Here is a 16118-nt window from a genome sequence, read left to right on the forward strand (position 1 = left end):
TGTCGCAATCCACACCAGGCCAGAAGGCCCTCACCCATTTCAAGATCGATCAGCCGTGACCCCTGTCACCGTCCACAACCTCCCAGGACAGAACAACTAGATCAGGCCGTGCTCCCGCAGATACTCCAGCTGCGCCCTGACGGAGAGCTCCGCCGCGGGCCACAGGGACCGGTCCACGTCCGCGTACACATGCGCCACCACGTCGGCCGCCGTGCTGTGACCGTTCTCGACGGCCGTCTCGACCTGGGCGAGGCGGTTCGCGCGGTGGGCGAGGTAGAACTCGACAGCGCCCTGGGCGTCCTCCAGGACCGGTCCATGGCCCGGAAGCACCCTGTGCACCCCGTCGTCGACCGTCAGCGAGCGGAGCCGGCGCAGCGAGTCGAGATAGTCGCCCAGGCGGCCGTCGGGATGCGCGACGACCGTCGTGCCGCGGCCGAGGATCGTGTCGCCGGTGAGTACGGCCCCGTCGGCCGGCAGATGGAAGCAGAGTGAGTCGGCGGTGTGGCCGGGGGTGGGAACGACCCGCAGCTCGAGCCCGCCGGTACGGATGACCTCGCCCGCCACGAGCCCCTCGTCACCGAGGCGCAGCGCAGGGTCGAGGGCACGTACCTTGGTGCGCGTCAGCTCGGCGAACCGTCCCGCCCCCTCCGCGTGGTCCGGGTGCCCGTGGGTGAGAAGGGTCAGGGCGACCCGCTTCCCGGCCTTCTCGGCGGTCGCGACGACGTTCTGCAGGTGTGTGTCGTCCAGGGGCCCCGGGTCGATGACGACGGCGAGTTCGGAGTCCGGCTCGGAGACGATCCAGGTGTTGGTGCCGTCCAGGGTCATCGGCGACGCGTTGGGGGCCAGCACGTTGACCGCCCGCACTGTCGCCGGACCGGACACGACCGCGTCGCGCGGCTGCCCCGGCAGCGCCGATGCGTTCGTCATCGGGGGCCTCCCGTGGATCCCTGCGGGATGTGCTTCGTGAATTCGTCGTGGCCGGGCCAGCTGAGGATCAGCTCGTCGCCCTCCAAGCGTGCCTGAGCGAGGATCGGAGTGAGATCCTGCTCGGCGGCCGCCGCGAGGGCGTCCCCGGCGGCCGCGTACCGGCCGAGCACCCGCAGCGTGGCGATCGTCGGCGGCATCATCAGCAGCTCGCCCTTGTCGTACCCCGCGGCGGCCGCCTCAGGCCTGATCCACACCGTACGGTCGGCCTCCGTGGAGGCGTTCCTGGTCCGCTGGCCCTCCGGGAGGGCCGCCACGAAGAACCAGGTGTCGAAGCGCCGCGGCTCGAATTCCGGGGTGATCCAGCGGGCCCACGCGCCCAGCAGATCCGAGCGCAGCACCAGGCCACGGCGGTCAAGGAACTCGGCGAACGACAGCTCCCGGTCGACGAGCGCCGCCCGGTCCGCCTCCCAGTCGTCGCCCGTGGTGTCGCCGACGACCGAGTCTGCGGTCTCACCGGCGAGCAGGACGCCCGCCTCCTCATATGTCTCACGGACCGCCGCACACACGATGGCCTGCGCGGACGGCTCGTCCTCGACGCCGAGCCGGTCCTTCCACTCCGCGAGGGCGGGACCCGCCCACCGGACCGGCCTGGAGTCCCGCTCGTCCACGCCGCCGCCGGGGTACACGTACGCGCCTCCGGCGAAGGCCATGGAAGCGCGCCGGCGCAGCATGTGGACGTGTACGCCCTCGGGGCTGTCCTTGAGCAGCATCACGGTCGCCGCCCGTCTCGGGGTGACGGCGGCGAGCGCGCCCTCGGCGAGCGCCCGGATCCGGCCGGGCCATTCCGGTGGGTACCACTGACCATTGGACATGGGCGGATGCTATGCGCTCACGCCCGGATGTTCGAGGGGTGACCGGCCCGCCGCACCGCGGGCCGGTCACCGCCCGGTCACCTCACGCAGCGGCGTCGGAGTTACCGCGGAGCTTCACGTTCGCGGTGCTCGCGTTCTTGATCGCCGTCTCGATCCGATCCATCGTCGACCCGGAGCCGATCCCCGGCACGGTGGCCGTGTTCAGCGCGTACAGCGTGAAGGTGTACGGATGGGTCGAGCCGCCGGGGCAGGGGCCGAAGTACTTCTGGGAGTTCCCCCCGCTGCCCATGGCCTTCTGTTTCGCCGGGCTCTGGCCCGGCACGTCGAACCCTGAGCCGAGCCCCTCCGGCAGGGAGAGCCTGGCCGCGGGGATGTCCCAGATCGCCCAGTGGAGCTTGTTGCCGCCGTTCGCGACATCGGCGAAGACGATCGCGTACGCCTTGGCCGCGGTCGTGCCCGCGCCCCACGCCAGCGGCGGCGAGGGGTCCTGGCCCGCGGTGCCGTCCCCCGCGCAGGTGTACTTCGCCGGGATGGACGCGTTGTCGTTGAAGGCACCGCTGGTCAGCTTGAACTCACCAGGGGTCGTACCGCCCGAGTAGACGATGTCGATCCGCAGGATCCGGTCGTTTCCGGCCGTTCCGTCCTTGTCGGTGGACGTGGTCAGCCAGATGTCGCCGTCGTGGTCGACCTCGACGGTGCGCAGCCGGTCGTACGTCCCCTGGAAGTACGTCTTCTGCTCGACCAGGCCGGCGGAGGAGTCGATCCGCATCCGGTAGACCCGCTCGCCGCGCGTCGTGGCGACGAAGACATGGTCGTTGATGATCGTCAGGCCGCTGGGCGAGGCCGAGGAGACCGGCCAGGTCTTCTTCGGCGCGATGTAGCCGGAGCAACTGCCCGACGTGCCCTCGCAGTCGGGCCAGCCGTAGTTGCCGCCCTTCTGGATGAGGTTGACCTCGTCCATGGTGCCGTCGCCGAACTCCGCCTGCCACAGCCGGCCCTTGGAGTCGAAGTCCAGGCCCTGCGGGTTGCGGTGGCCCTTCGACCAGACCGCGTTGCCGAAGGGGTTGTCGGACGGGACGGAGCCGTCGGGGTTGATCCGCAGGATCTTGCCGTTGAGCGAGGTGTTGTCCTGCGCCCGGGACTCGGTCTGGGCGTCGCCCATCGACGCGTACAGCTTGCCGTCGGGACCGAAGCGCAGCCGGCCGCCGTTGTGGAACCTGCTCTTCTCCATGCCCTGCAGCAGCACCTTGTAGCCGCTGAGGGTGTTGTTCTCCAGGGTCATCCGTGCGATGCGGTTGCCCTCGGAGGAGGTGTGGAGGAAGTAGAGGTAGTGGTCGGTGGTGAACGTCGGGCTGATCTCGATGCCCATCAGGCCGCCTTCGCCGCCCGTGGTCTGGGAGTTGGGCACCTTGCCGACCAGCGTCTTCGTACCGGACTTGGTCAGCTTGTAGACGTTGAAGGTGTTGCGCTCGGTGTAGATGCCGGTGCCGTCGGGAAGGAAGCCGAGGCCCCAGGCGACGTCCACGCCGCTCGCGAGGGTGGAGACCGCGCCCGGGTCGGGGGTGCCGCCCGGCCGGCTGCCGGCGGTCGTCACGGTGATCTCGGGGCTGAAGCCGGACTTGTTGCCCTTCGCGTCGTACGCCCTGACCTTGAACGTGTAGGCGGTTTCGGCGGTCAGGCCCGCGACGCTGGTGCCGGCCGTGTCGGAGGTGCCCGACAGAACTCCGTCGCGGTGGATCTCGTATCCGGTGACCTTCACATTGTCGGTCGAGGCGTCCCAGGCGAGGTCGACGGTGGTCGCGGTCTTCGCCGGGGAGCGCAGGTTCGCGGGGGCCGTCGGAGCCTGGTCGTCCGGCGGGGCGGGCAGAGTGGCGATGGTGACGGCGTTGCTCGCGACGGAGGCGTTGCCGGCCGCGTCGCGGGCGAAGACGGTCCAGTCGTACGTCGTCCCGGGGTCGAGGTTCTCGACGGTCGCCGCGAGCGTCGTACCGCCGACCTTCTTCATCAGCTGGCCGTGCTGGTAGATGTCGTAGCCGGTGACGCCGACGTTGTCGGTGGCGGCGTCCCAGGCGAGCGAGACGGTGGTGGCCGTCGGCTCCTTGTCCTTGCGCAGATTCGGCGGCGCGGTGGGCCGCTCGGTGTCGGCCGGGCCTGTCGCGGTCACGGTCAGCTTGTCGAGGTTCGGCCCGTCGACGCCCGAGGTCGTGGCGCGGATCTTGTTGCTGCCCGCCTTCAGTACGGCGTTGACGGAGACGGTCCGCCAGGTCGTCCAGGCACCGGTGGCCGGGAACGACCGGTCGTCGGCGACGGTGACACCGCCCACGGCGATGTCCAGCGGACGGTCGGCGGTGGCGCTGGCGTAGCGGAAGTCCAGCTGCACGTCGGCGGCCTGCGCCGAGTCGACGGTGAACTCGACGTACGCGCCGCTGACGGCCGCGAAGTTGACGAAACCGGTTCCGGAGTGGCCGGCGTGGTTGGACTCGACGGCGCCCTGCGAAACGGTCGCCGCCTCGGCCTCGTACCGTACGACGGCGGCGGCCGCGGGCTGGGCGGCCGAGCTCGGATTCGGCAGCGCCACGGCTAACGCCGCGGTGGCCGCGGCCACGAGGGCACCGACCGCTCGGCGCGGTCTGCGGGGGATTGGTGCCACGGGGATCCTCCCGATTCAGATGGATAGGAAAGGTTCCTAACCGTGAACAGAGCACACCCGTGGGCATGATCACGTCAAGAGAGCGCGCAGGGGATTGCCGAAAACGCGAGTGCGACCCCGAGCCCGCCGGGAAACGGGGGCTCAGGGCCGCATGCGTACTGACCGACGATTCAGTCCTGGGCGAGCTCCACCTGGATCTCGATCTCGACCGGGGCGTCCAGCGGCAGCACCGCGACACCCACGGCGCTGCGCGCGTGCACGCCCTTGTCGCCGAGCACCGCACCGAGCAGCTCGCTGGCGCCGTTGATGACGCCCGGCTGCCCGGTGAAGTCGGAGGCGGAGGCGACAAAGCCGACGACCTTCACGACACGGGCGATACGGTCCAGGTCGCCGGCGACCGACTTCACGGCGGCCAGCGCGTTCAGCGCACAGGTGGCGGCCAGCTCCTTGGCCTCCTCCGCGGTGACCTCGGCGCCCACCTTGCCGGTGACCGGAAGCTTGCCCTCCACCATCGGGAGCTGACCCGCGGTGTAGACGTACGGGCCGGACTGCACGGCCGGCTGGTACGCGGCCAGCGGCGGTACGACCTCCGGCAGCGTCAGGCCGAGCTCGGCGAGTTTCGCCTCAACGGCGCCCACCGCGGTCATCAGGCCTTCTCCCGCTTCAGGTAGGCCACGAGCTGCTCGGGGTTGTTCGGCCCGGGAACGACCTGGACGAGCTCCCAGCCGTCCTCGCCCCAGGTGTCCAGGATCTGCTTGGTCGCGTGCACGAGAAGGGGCACGGTCGCGTATTCCCACTTGGTCATGGTGCCGACTGTAGCCGCACGGGCGGGCAGCCTCGTGACGCAGCCCGGCCGGGCCCCGTGCCGCGGCCCGGGTCGACCCGTCGACGCAGGCCGGCCGGCCCGGTGACGCAGCCCGTGCGCAGCCTCGTGCTCAAGCGACCCCAAGCCGGCTTGGGCGGCGTCGCGTGCCGATGACTCCCGCCCGGCCGCGTTGTCGTCAGTCGCCAACTCCCCCGTAGCCCTTCGGGCACGGGAGGTGCCCCCACCGCGTAGCCTCCTTCCTCCGCCTTGCCGGACTCGGCCCTCGGCCCTCCCCCGTAGCCCTTCGGGCACGGGAGGTGCCCCCACCTTCACCCACCCAAGCCGACCCGGGGTCGCTTAGGCGGCGGGGCGACTGGTTAGGCTCGAAGGCGTGAGCAGGCTTCAGGTCGTCAGCGGCAAGGGCGGTACCGGTAAGACGACGGTCGCCGCGGCCCTCGCGCTCGCCCTCGCGACCGAGGGAAAGCGCACCCTCCTCGTCGAGGTCGAGGGCAGGCAAGGCATCGCGCAGCTCTTCGAGACGGAGGCGCTGCCGTACGAGGAACGGAAGATCGCCGTCGCCCCAGGCGGCGGCGAGGTCTTCGCGCTGGCCATCGACGCCGAGCAGGCCCTCCTCGACTACCTCCAGATGTTCTACAAGCTGGGCTCGGCGGGCCGCGCCCTGAAGAAGCTCGGCGCCATCGACTTCGCGACGACGATCGCCCCGGGCGTCCGGGACGTGCTGCTGACCGGCAAAGCGTGCGAGGCCGTACGCCGTCGGGACAAGAAGGGGCAGTACGCCTACGACCACGTCGTCATGGACGCCCCGCCCACCGGCCGCATCACCCGCTTCCTGAACGTCAACGACGAGGTGGCGGGCCTCGCGAAGATCGGCCCGATACACAATCAGGCGCAGGCCGTGATGCGGGTCCTCAAGTCGGCGGAGACGGCGGTGCACTTGGTGACGCTGCTGGAGGAGATGCCGGTCCAGGAGACCGCGGACGGCGTCGCCGAGCTGCGCGACGCGAGCCTCCCCACCGGCAAGGTGATCGTCAACATGGTGCGGCCGCACATCCTCGACGAGGAGGCGGTGCGCACCGCCGCGACCACGAGCCGCCGCAAGGACATCGCCGCGTCGCTCACCGCGGCGGGTGTCAGCGGCGCGGCCAGACTGGTCACGCCGCTGCTGGAGCAGGCCGCCGAGCACGCGCAGCGCGTCGAGCTGGAGCGCGAGCAGCGCGGCGTGCTGAGCGCGCTCGATCTGCCGACGTACGAACTTCCCCTGCTGAGCGAGGGGGTCGATCTGGCCGGGCTGTACCAGCTGGCGGCCGAACTGCGGAAGCTCGGTGTGAACGGGGAGAACGGATAACGCATGACGCCGTCCATGACGCATGGCATCGCGCTGCAGGACACGCCGCTGCTCGACATCGATCCCCTGCTGGCCGACCCGGGGACCCGCATCATCGTGTGCTGCGGCGCGGGCGGGGTCGGCAAGACGACGACTGCTGCGGCCCTGGGAGTACGGGCGGCGGAGCGCGGCCGCAAGGTGGTCGTCCTCACCATCGACCCGGCCCGCCGGCTGGCCCAGTCGATGGGGATCGATCTGCTCGACAACACCCCGCGCCGGGTGGAGGGCATCAAGGGCTCCGGGGAACTGCACGCCATGATGCTCGACATGAAGCGCACCTTCGACGAGATCGTCGAGGCGCACGCGGACCCGGCACGGGCCCGCGCCATCCTGGAGAACCCCTTCTACCAGTCCCTGTCGGCCGGCTTCGCGGGCACACAGGAGTACATGGCGATGGAGAAGCTGGGGCAGCTGCGGGCGCGCGACGAGTGGGACCTGATCGTGGTCGACACTCCGCCGTCGCGCTCGGCGCTGGACTTCCTGGACGCGCCGAAGCGGCTCGGCTCGTTCCTGGACGGCAAGTTCATCCGGCTATTGATGGCCCCGGCGAAGATGGGCGGTCGAGCCGGGATGAAGTTCCTCAATGTCGGTATGTCGATGATGACCGGCACGCTCGGCAAGCTGCTCGGCGGTCAGCTCCTGCGCGACGTACAGACCTTCGTGGCCGCGATGGACACCATGTTCGGCGGGTTCCGCACCCGCGCGGATGCCACATACCGGCTGCTGCAGGCGCCCGGCACGGCGTTCCTCGTGGTCGCCGCCCCGGAGCGGGACGCGCTGCGTGAGGCGGCCTACTTCGTGGAGCGCCTGGCGGCGGAGGAAATGCCACTGGCCGGACTGGTGCTCAATCGGGTCCATGGCAGCGGCGCCGCCCGGCTGTCGGCCGAGCGGGCGCTCGCCGCCGCAGAAAATCTTGATGAGGGCCGCATTGTGGATCAGGAGGCCGGGAAGGCTGGTGTTCGTGACACCACGGACCCCTCTCCCGCCGTGGAGTCGGCGCCCGAACCCTCCCCCTCATCGCAGGCGACCCCCGAGCTGACCGCAGGTCTGCTGCGCCTGCATGCCGAACGGATGCAGGTGCTCGCGCGTGAACAGCGAACGCGCGACCGCTTCACCGCACTCCACCCCGAGGTGCCTGTGGCCGAGGTGGCAGCCCTGCCGGGGGATGTGCACGATCTCGCAGGACTTCGGGCCATCGGTGACCGGCTCGCGACCGGTGGGTCTCCGGCCGGAGCTGCGTAACGGCACCTGCGTACCGGCGGACAGGCCCTAGTGCCGCGACCGGCAAAGCTTGCCGGGAGGGGCACTAGCCCACAGCCGCGTACGTCTCGTAGGTCTCGTCGTCCTCCAGGCCCACGGGCAGGATGCCCGCGCTCCGCTCGTACTCGGTACGTGCGGTCTCGAGCAGCCGGCGCCAGGAGGTCACTGTGGGGCGCCTGCGCAGCAATGCGCGCCGCTCCCGCTCGGTCATGCCACCCCATACGCCGAACTCGACACGATTGTCGAGCGCGTCGGCCAGGCACTCGGTCCGCACCGGGCATCCGGTGCACACCGCCTTGGCCCTGTTCTGCGCCGCTCCTTGTACGAACAGTTCATCCGGATCGGTAGTGCGGCAGGCTGCCTGCGCACTCCAGTCGGTTACCCAGCCCATGCCGGCGCCGTCCTCTCCCGAATCGAGGCTCCCCCACGGCGGCAGCGGCATATTCACCGCTGCCAGTTGAGGACGTTACGGAAGGTGGGCACAGCGCAACACCCCCTTCGGGCCCAATCTTGAATGGCCCGAACGGACTATGCGTACGCGGCAGATCACCCAGGGGAGTGAGCTGAGGGCATACGTAACAATTCCGACAATTCCGGGCAGTTGAGTCCGGGCGGCGGGGGAGGTTGTCGCCTCGGGACAGCCGGGGGTGGGGCGAAGATGGGTGGGGGTGTCACGGAGTATTGATACGCAACCGCACTGCTGTGACAGTTGAGAGCAGCTTAGGCCAAGGCCTATACGCGTGTCCGGCGAATGAGAACGTAGGCTGCCCCCATGGCAAACAAGCGCTCGGGCGGAGGTCTGACCGGGACCCAGCAGGCCGCCAAGTTCCTCGGTGTCAGTGTGCTCTCCGGAGCGGTGCTGGCAGGCATCGCCCTGCCCGCCGCCGGCGCGCTGGGGCTCGCGGCCAAGGGCACGGTCGAGGGGTTCGACGAGATCCCCGCGAACCTCAAGACTCCCCCGCTGAGTCAGCGCACGACCATCCTGGACGCCAAGGGCGGCCAGATCGCCACGGTCTACTCGCGCGACCGCACGGTCGTCGCGCTCAAGGACATCTCGCCGTACATGCAGAAGGCGATCGTCGCGATCGAGGACGCGCGCTTCTACGAGCACGGGGCGATCGACCTCAAGGGCGTGCTGCGCGCGGCCAACCGCAACGCGCAGGAGGGCGGCGCCGCCCAGGGCGCCTCGACCCTCACCCAGCAGTACGTCAAGAACGTCTTCGTCGAGGAGGCCGGTGACGACCCGGACAAGGTCGCCCAGGCCAACCAGAAGACCATCGGCCGCAAGGTCCGCGAGCTCAAGTACGCGATCCAGGTCGAGGAGGAGCTCGGGAAGAAGAAGATCCTCGAGAACTACCTCAACATCACCTTCTTCGGCCAGCAGGCCTACGGCATCGAGGCGGCGTCCAAGCGCTACTTCTCCAAGTCCGCGAAGGACCTGAAGCTGGAGGAGGCGGCGATGCTCGCCGGCATCGTCCAGTCGCCGAGCCGCTACGACCCGGTCAACGACGAGAAGGAAGCCACCATGCGGCGCAACACCGTGCTGCAGCGGATGGCCGACATCGGTGACATCTCCCAGGCCGAGGCCGACAAGGCCAAGGAGACCCCGGTCAAGCTGAAGGTCAGCAAGCCGAAGAACGGCTGCATCACGGCCGTCAACGGCTCGGGCTTCTTCTGCGACTACGTCCGCGAGGTCTTCCTCTCCGACCCCGTCTTCGGCAAGACGAGGGAGGACCGGGCGAAGATCTGGAACCAGGGCGGCCTGACGATCCGTACGACCCTGGACCCGCAGGCGCAGCGGTCGGCACAGGACTCCCTGAAGGATCACGTCTACCAGGGCGACAAGGTCGCGGCGGCGGTCACGATGGTCGAGCCGGGCACCGGCAAGATCGTCGCGATGGGCCAGTCCAAGCCGTACGGGTTCGGTACGAACGAGACGCAGATCAACTACTCGGTCAACCAGAAGATGGGCGGCTCGAACTTCGGCTTCCCGGTGGGCTCGACGTTCAAGCCGTTCGTGGCCGCGGCCGCGCTCGAGCAGGGCAGGCCGCCGACGCAGACGTACCCGGCCCCGTACCAGATGCCGTACCCGGACTCGATCTCCACCTGCACCGACAAGCCGTGGCGGAACCAGGGCTTCTCGCTGGAGAACGAGAACGAGAAGGAGGTCGGCCCCTACGCCCTCAAGGAAGCGATGGCGAAGTCGGTCAACACCTACTTCGTGCAGATGATCGCGGACATAGGACTCTGCCCGGTCGTGGAGATGACCGACAAGCTGGGTGTGGTGCAGGGCAACGGCGCCAAGCTGCCCGTGTCGCCGTCCCCGCTGACCCTCGGCTCCACCGGTATCGCACCGCTGACGATGGCCAACGCGTACGCGACGTTCGCGAACCGCGGTACGTACTGCACGCCGACCGCGATCGAGTCGATCAGGACGGCCGACGGCAAGAGCCTCAAGGTGCCGAAGTCCGAGTGCGGCCAGGTGATGTCGGAGCGGACCGCTGACACCGTCAACACGCTGCTGCGCGGTGTGGTCGACTCCGGTACCGGCCAGCAGGCCGGGCTGACCGACCGGGACAACGCGGGCAAGACGGGTACGACGGACGAGCGGCGGAACGCCTGGTTCGTCGGCTACACCCCGAACCTGGCGGGTGCGGTCTGGGTCGGCAGCGCCAGCCAGAAGGTGCAGATGGTGAACATCACCATCGGCGGGCAGTACCACGACAAGGTCTTCGGTGGTCAGGTCCCCGGTCCGATCTGGAAGGACGCGATGTCGGGTGCGCTGGAGGGCAAGGAGGCCCCCGGCTTCAACACGATCGACATCCCGGACCCGCAGAAGGACAAGGACGAGGAAGGTCCCGACGGCAGGCCCGGGAAGCCGGGCAAGCCCGCCAAGCCGAAGCCGCCCGTCATCACCTTCCCCCCGGATCTGATCGGCGGCAACGTCACCCGCGGCCAGGACGGCGGCGGCCAGCCGCGGCGCTGACGCGCGCGCGCCGAATAGGGCCCCGGTGCTTGGCACCGGGGCCCTTCGTCATGCGCGGGGAGGAGCAGCGGCCGGACAGGCGGGGCTCAACGTCATCCCGCGAGCAGCTTCTTGACCGCCGCGGCCACGCGGCCGCCCTCCGCCCGGCCCGCCACCTTCGGGTTCACGATCTTCATGACCGCGCCCATCGCGCGCGGCCCCTCGGCGCCGGCGGCCTTCGCCTCCTCGACGGCCTGGGCCACGATGCCGCTGAGCTCGTCGTCCGTCAGTTGCTTCGGCAGGTAGGCGTCGAGGATCTCGCCCTCCGCCTTCTCCCGGTCGGCCTGCTCGGCGCGACCGCCCTGGGCGAAGGCCTCGGCCGCCTCGCGCCGCTTCTTCGCCTCCTTGGCGATCACCTTCTGCACCTCGTCGTCGGAGAGCTCACGCGCCTCCTTGCCCGCGACCTCCTCCTTGGTGATCGCGGAGAGGGTCAGCCGAAGCGTCGAGGAGCGCAGCTCGTCGCGCGCCCTGATCGCCTCGGTGAGGTCTTCCTGCAGCTTGGACTTGAGCGTGGTCATGATTCCTTCATAGCCTTTTCACATGGACCCGGTCAATTGAGTTTTCGCAGGTCAGCGGCGACTCGGTACGACTGCGCAAGTGGGGCTCGGGCGACTGAGGCTCAGCGAGCCAAGCGCGGGCGTACCGACTGGACAGGGGCACCGGCAGCGATCTACTGCCGGATCTCACACGTCAACGACGACGATCGAACGGGCGTGACCGGCAAGAGCGTATCCGCCGGGACATTGGAGATCGGCGCGCTCGAGGGATCTGCCGGGGAAGTCGGCCGGCGATCATCGATCGAGGGATGTGGGACGAGGTCCAGGAGCACCGCACCTACCGCTCCGCAGCAAGCGGGGACAACACGCGCCGAAGCGCCCCGGCTTCTGGAGCGCTTGGACGTGACCGGACGCGAAGCCGCCGCCGTCCTCATCGAGGAGGATCACGCGGCGATTGAGGCGGACTGCCATGAGCTTGCCGAGCTGAGCCGTCCTCGTTCCCTCGCCACACCATCAGCTCGAAGTGGCGAGGGAACGAGGGCGGGATTTCCAGGATCAGGCTCAGCTGCCCTTTCCTCCTCCGGTCCCCAGGACGGTGGAGACAGCCCCTGATTCGAAGTGGCCCAGCAGCTTATGACTCTTGTTGAAGAAGTTGACGTTCACGTACAACGCTGTGGCGTTGTACTGGAAGGAGACGGTGTCGCGGTAAAGCGCGTTTATGGCGGCTCGTAACCGCTGTGGTATTCCGGACGCAACAGCCATGTGCCGTGTGCGGGCTTGCCGCCGAGGAGTGATGGCCTGCGGCCGGCCGGCGGCATGACCTCGCACGCTGCCCGGGGATCCCCCGCCCGCCCTCCGCCCGTAAGCCGACGGACACATCGTGGCCGTTCCCGGGTGGGGCGGGCGTCGGCTTCTGGCCACCGGCCGTTGACAGTGTGCCCGCATGCCCGACATCCGCCTCCCCGTCGACACACGCCGCTGCCAGTTGCTGGGGCTGACCGGCTCTGCGGCTCTGGCGGCGGGCGGCGTGGCCGTCGGCGCCGTACCCGTACGCGAGGTGCTCGCGCCGCAGTCGGGGCCCGCCGCACTGGGTCTGGCCGCGGCGTACTTCGGGCTGGTGCTGCTGATCGCCGCCTGGGCGATGCTCGGACGGGCGGTCCGCGGGCCCGAGCCGCCGTCCCCCCGCACCCTGCTGCTCACCCTCGCCCTGTGGGCGGCGCCGCTGCTCGTCGCGCCGCCGCTGTTCAGCCGGGACGTGTACAGCTATCTCGCGCAGGGAGCGATGGTCGACGCGCAGATCGATGTGTACACGCACGGCCCGTCCCGGCTCGGCGGCCCCCTGACCGCCGAGGTCGCACCGATCTGGCAGCACACCCCGACCCCGTACGGCCCCGTCTTCCTCGGCTGCGCCGCCGCGATAGCCGGGTTCGCCCGTACCGAGGTGTCCACCGGCGTCCTCGCCATGCGGCTGGTGGCCCTTCTCGGGGTGGCGCTGATGGTGCTCTGTCTGCCGGCGCTCGCGCGGCACTGCGGCGCCGACCCGCGCACCGCGCTCTGGCTCGGCGCGCTGAACCCGCTCCTGCTGCTGCACCTCGTGGGCGGCGCCCACAACGACGCGGTCATGCTGGGCCTGCTGGGCGCGGGCCTCGTCGCGGCACTCGGCCGGTGGCCGGTCGTCGGCGCCGTACTCGTCACCCTCGCCGCGCTGGTGAAGGCCCCGGCCGCGCTGGGCCTGCTCGCCGTCGCCCTGCTCTGGGCCCGGCGGCTGGACGGCCGCTACCCGCGGCTCCGGGCCATCCTGGCCGTCGGCGGCACCTCCGCCGCCACCACCGCCGTGACGACCGCCCTGACCGGCACCGGCTACGGCTGGATCGCCGCCCTCGACACGCCCGTCTCACCGCAGAACTGGTCGCTGACCTCCTCGCTCGGCCGGATGACCGGGGCCGTACTGACGGGCGCGGGCAGCGGCCTCGCCGAATTCGCGGTGCCCGCCTGGCACTTGGCCGGTCTCGCCGCCACCGCGCTCGCCGTGCTCGCGTTCTGGAAGCGGCACCATCTGCGCCGCCCGGTGTACGCGCTGGGACTCAGCCTGATGGCCATCGCCCTCCTGGGGCCGGCGATCCGGCCGTGGTACGTACTGTGGGGACTGTTCCTGATAGCCGCCGCGGCGCCCACCGGCTCAGTGCGCCTGCGACGGGCCGCGGCGGTGGCGAGTGGCATTCTTGCCCTCGCGGTACTGCCCAGCGGGTTCGCGCCGGACAATAATCAGCTTCTGATCGCGGTTGGTGGAAGCACTCTGGGGGTAGCGGCGCTGTGGTGCGCATACAAGCTGACGGTGCGGGCAGCCAGGAGAGCTCCGCTGAACACGCCGGGCGACGGCCCGACACGCGATACGCATCCGCTGGGCAGCACGGCATGATGCTCCCCACGACCACCCGAAGCCGCGTCCTCGTCGCCCTGGCCATGTCGGCCGTGGTCACGTTCTTCCTGGCGACCGTGCCCTTCCACCGGAACTGGTTCGACCTCCACGTCTATTACGGAGCCGTCGACCACTGGATCGGCGGCGGGCCGATCTACGACTACCTCAAGCCGGGCACGCACTACGGCTTCACGTACCCGCCCTTCGCGGCGCTGTGCATGCTGCCGATGACCCTGGTCGGCTGGGACGGCGCCCTCGCGATCAGCCAGCTGATGAACCTCGCGGCGGGCGCCCTCGTCCTCTATGTCTGCGCCGACGCGACGATCCGCCGGGAGAGCCGTCACCGGTGGTTCGCCTACTCCGTGGCGGCCTGCGCGTTCGCCCTGCTGGAACCGGTCCGCGACACGGTCAGCTTCGGCCAGGTCAATCTGCTTCTGCTGGCGCTGGTCCTGGCCGACTGCTGGCTGCTGACGGCCGGGCGGGAACGCTTCCCCGCCCTCGGCCGGCTGGCCGGAGTCGGCATCGGACTCGCGGCCGCGATCAAGCTCACTCCGGCGATCTTCATCTGCTATCTCCTGGTCACCCGGCGGTACCGGGCGGCCGGTGTGGCCACGGCGGTCGCGGGCGGGGCCACCGCGCTGGCCGCCTGGGTCGCGCCGACCGCGTCACGTACGTACTGGACCGAGGCGATGTGGAACACCGACCGCGTCGGCTCGCTCGCCTATGTCTCCAACCAGTCCTGGCAGGGCATGCTGGCCCGGCTCACCGAGCCCGTCGCCGAGCCCAGCCGCGCCGTCTGGGCCATCGGCGTACTGCTCCTGATGTGGCTGTGGGCCCGTCGCGCCCGGCAGGCCGTCGCCGCCGGCGACGAGCTGGCCGGCTTCGCCCTCACCGGCATCGCCGCCTGCCTGGTGAGCCCCGTCACCTGGGTGCACCACCTGGTCTGGCTCATCCCCGCCCTGGCCGTCCTCACCGACGCGGGACTGCGCGCGGCCCCGGGCGGGCCCCGCCGCCGCCGGCTGCTGACCTGGGCTCTGGCGAGCTACGCCGTCCTGTGCAGCAGCATGGTCTGGCTGTGGCGCTGGAACGACGGCGGCGCGCCCGGCTTCTTCGGCAGCAACGCGTACGTCTGGATATCGCTGATCCTGCTGCTCCTGCTTCCGCTCGGCCGGGCAGCGCGCGGGGACGGGCCGTACGACGGCGGCGGCCCGTCTGCAACGATGGGCGCATGCGCGCACGCTACGGGATCCCCCTCAAAATCGGTGCCGGCATCGCGGCAGCCGGCGCAGCCGGCATCGCCTACGCCGCCGGGTTCGAAGCCCGTTCCTTCCGGCTCAGGCGGGTGACGGTACCCGTCCTGCCGCGCGGGATGCGCCCGCTGCGCGTACTCCAGGTCTCCGACATCCACATGGTGAGCGGACAGCGCAAGAAGCGCGCCTGGCTCCAGTCCCTGGCGGGCCTGCGCCCCGACTTCGTCGTGAACACCGGCGACAACCTGTCCGATCCGAACGGCGTCCCCGAGGTGCTCGACGCCCTGGGTCCCCTGATGGACCTGCCCGGCGTCTATGTCTTCGGCTCCAACGACTACTACGGCCCGAGGCTGCGCAACCCGGCCCGCTACCTGCTCGAGAGGGCCCAGGGTCGCCACGGCCTCAACGGCAACGCCCCGGCGGTCGGCGTCGTCCACAACCCGTGGGAGGACATCCGGGACGCCTTCGACGCGGCGGGCTGGGTCGGCCTCAACAACGCCCGCGGCCGGCTCAAGCTCGAGGACGGCCTGGAGCTGGCCTTCACGGGCCTCGACGACCCCCACATCAAGCGTGACCGCTACGAATCGATCGCCGGCGGCCCGGAACCGGACGCCGACTTCTCCCTCGCCGTCGTCCACGCCCCTTACCTGCGCTCCCTCGACGCCTTCACCACCGAGGGCTACCCCCTGATCCTGGCGGGCCACACCCACGGCGGCCAGCTGTGCATCCCCTTCTACGGCGCCCTGGTCACCAACTGCGACCTCGACACGGACCGCGTGAAGGGCCTCTCCACCCACGAGGTGGCGGACCAGCTCTCCTACCTCCACGTCTCGGCGGGCTGCGGCACCAGCCGCTACACCCCGGTACGGTTCGCCTGCCCTCCGGAGGCGACACTGCTGACTCTGACCGCGCGCGGCTGAACGGGGCCATCGCGGTCGGCCCCGGTGAGGCCCCCGAGAAACCGGATTTCGTCTCCGGGCGCGGGTGGGCTAAAGTAAACGACGTCGC

The 16118-nt window shown here is 70.2% G+C and carries 14 protein-coding genes; 6 read left to right on the forward strand and 8 right to left on the reverse strand.

The features are described from left to right. Nucleotides 1-96: 96 nt before the first annotated feature. The 5 genes from ACZ6ZQ_RS31985 to ACZ6ZQ_RS32005 all read right to left on the reverse strand — a co-directional run bounded on the left by ACZ6ZQ_RS31985 (nt 97) and on the right by ACZ6ZQ_RS32005 (nt 5254). On the reverse strand, nt 97-927 hold the full coding sequence (locus ACZ6ZQ_RS31985) for an MBL fold metallo-hydrolase (RefSeq protein ID WP_469772015.1): 831 nt from the start codon (nt 925-927) through the stop codon (nt 97-99). After that, nucleotides 924-1799 (reverse strand): NUDIX hydrolase, encoded by an 876-nt coding sequence (locus tag ACZ6ZQ_RS31990; RefSeq protein ID WP_469772016.1) that lies wholly within the window; start codon nt 1797-1799, stop codon nt 924-926. Before ACZ6ZQ_RS31990 ends, ACZ6ZQ_RS31985 begins: the two co-directional genes overlap by 4 nt. Nucleotides 1800-1881: 82 nt before the next feature. Next, a complete protein-coding gene (locus tag ACZ6ZQ_RS31995) occupies nt 1882-4377 on the reverse strand; it encodes a PQQ-dependent sugar dehydrogenase (RefSeq protein WP_469772017.1) in 2496 nt (831 codons plus the stop codon). Between the two features lie 242 nt (nt 4378-4619). Then, nucleotides 4620-5087 (reverse strand): RidA family protein, encoded by a 468-nt coding sequence (locus ACZ6ZQ_RS32000; RefSeq protein ID WP_469772071.1) that lies wholly within the window; start codon nt 5085-5087, stop codon nt 4620-4622. A gap of 8 nt (nt 5088-5095) precedes the next feature. Continuing rightward, nucleotides 5096-5254, reverse strand: coding sequence for a DUF4177 domain-containing protein (locus ACZ6ZQ_RS32005; RefSeq protein WP_003967454.1), 159 nt, complete (start codon nt 5252-5254; stop codon nt 5096-5098). A gap of 391 nt (nt 5255-5645) precedes the next feature. Between ACZ6ZQ_RS32005 and bagA the strand changes: the two genes are divergently transcribed. Together bagA and bagB are read left to right on the forward strand one after the other, a co-directional pair. Further along, a complete protein-coding gene (bagA, locus tag ACZ6ZQ_RS32010; protein ID WP_469772018.1) occupies nt 5646-6620 on the forward strand; it encodes an ATPase BagA in 975 nt (324 codons plus the stop codon). Between the two features lie 3 nt (nt 6621-6623). Beyond that, entirely contained in the window at nt 6624-7901 is a 1278-nt protein-coding gene (gene bagB, locus ACZ6ZQ_RS32015) for an ATPase BagB (protein ID WP_469772019.1), read from the forward strand. Between the two features lie 64 nt (nt 7902-7965). Here the strand turns inward: bagB and ACZ6ZQ_RS32020 are convergent, their stop codons facing one another. Next, on the reverse strand, nt 7966-8310 hold the full coding sequence (locus ACZ6ZQ_RS32020; RefSeq protein ID WP_266381103.1) for a WhiB family transcriptional regulator: 345 nt from the start codon (nt 8308-8310) through the stop codon (nt 7966-7968). Nucleotides 8311-8691: 381 nt separating this feature from the next. On the opposite strand from ACZ6ZQ_RS32020, the gene ACZ6ZQ_RS32025 reads away from it, so the two are divergent. Further along, a complete protein-coding gene (locus ACZ6ZQ_RS32025) occupies nt 8692-10905 on the forward strand; it encodes a transglycosylase domain-containing protein (protein ID WP_469772020.1) in 2214 nt (737 codons plus the stop codon). A 92-nt stretch (nt 10906-10997) separates the two neighbouring features. Here ACZ6ZQ_RS32025 and ACZ6ZQ_RS32030 read toward each other — a convergent pair whose 3' ends face one another. Both ACZ6ZQ_RS32030 and ACZ6ZQ_RS32035 read right to left on the reverse strand, forming a co-directional pair. Continuing rightward, the gene (locus ACZ6ZQ_RS32030) at nt 10998-11462 is read right to left on the reverse strand and encodes a GatB/YqeY domain-containing protein (RefSeq protein WP_469772021.1); all 465 of its coding nucleotides are present in this window, start codon (nt 11460-11462) and stop codon (nt 10998-11000) included. 540 nt (nt 11463-12002) lie between these two features. After that, entirely contained in the window at nt 12003-12203 is a 201-nt protein-coding gene (locus ACZ6ZQ_RS32035; protein ID WP_469772022.1) for a VapA/VapB family virulence-associated protein, read from the reverse strand. A gap of 190 nt (nt 12204-12393) precedes the next feature. Between ACZ6ZQ_RS32035 and mptB the strand changes: the two genes are divergently transcribed. Genes mptB through ACZ6ZQ_RS32050 form a run of 3 tightly spaced genes read left to right on the forward strand, consistent with a single transcriptional unit; the run spans nt 12394 to nt 16030 of the window. Beyond that, nucleotides 12394-13860, forward strand: a complete 1467-nt coding sequence (mptB, locus tag ACZ6ZQ_RS32040; RefSeq protein ID WP_469772072.1) for a polyprenol phosphomannose-dependent alpha 1,6 mannosyltransferase MptB — start codon at nt 12394-12396, stop codon at nt 13858-13860. Beyond that, nucleotides 13857-15206, forward strand: coding sequence for a glycosyltransferase 87 family protein (locus ACZ6ZQ_RS32045; RefSeq protein ID WP_469772023.1), 1350 nt, complete (start codon nt 13857-13859; stop codon nt 15204-15206). Before mptB ends, ACZ6ZQ_RS32045 begins: the two co-directional genes overlap by 4 nt. Continuing rightward, nucleotides 15089-16030, forward strand: coding sequence for a metallophosphoesterase (locus ACZ6ZQ_RS32050; protein WP_469772024.1), 942 nt, complete (start codon nt 15089-15091; stop codon nt 16028-16030). The genes ACZ6ZQ_RS32045 and ACZ6ZQ_RS32050 overlap by 118 nt, the downstream gene beginning before the upstream one ends. The last annotated feature ends 88 nt before the right edge of the window (nt 16031-16118 follow it).

The organism is Streptomyces sp. NPDC053673 (assembly GCF_055585225.1).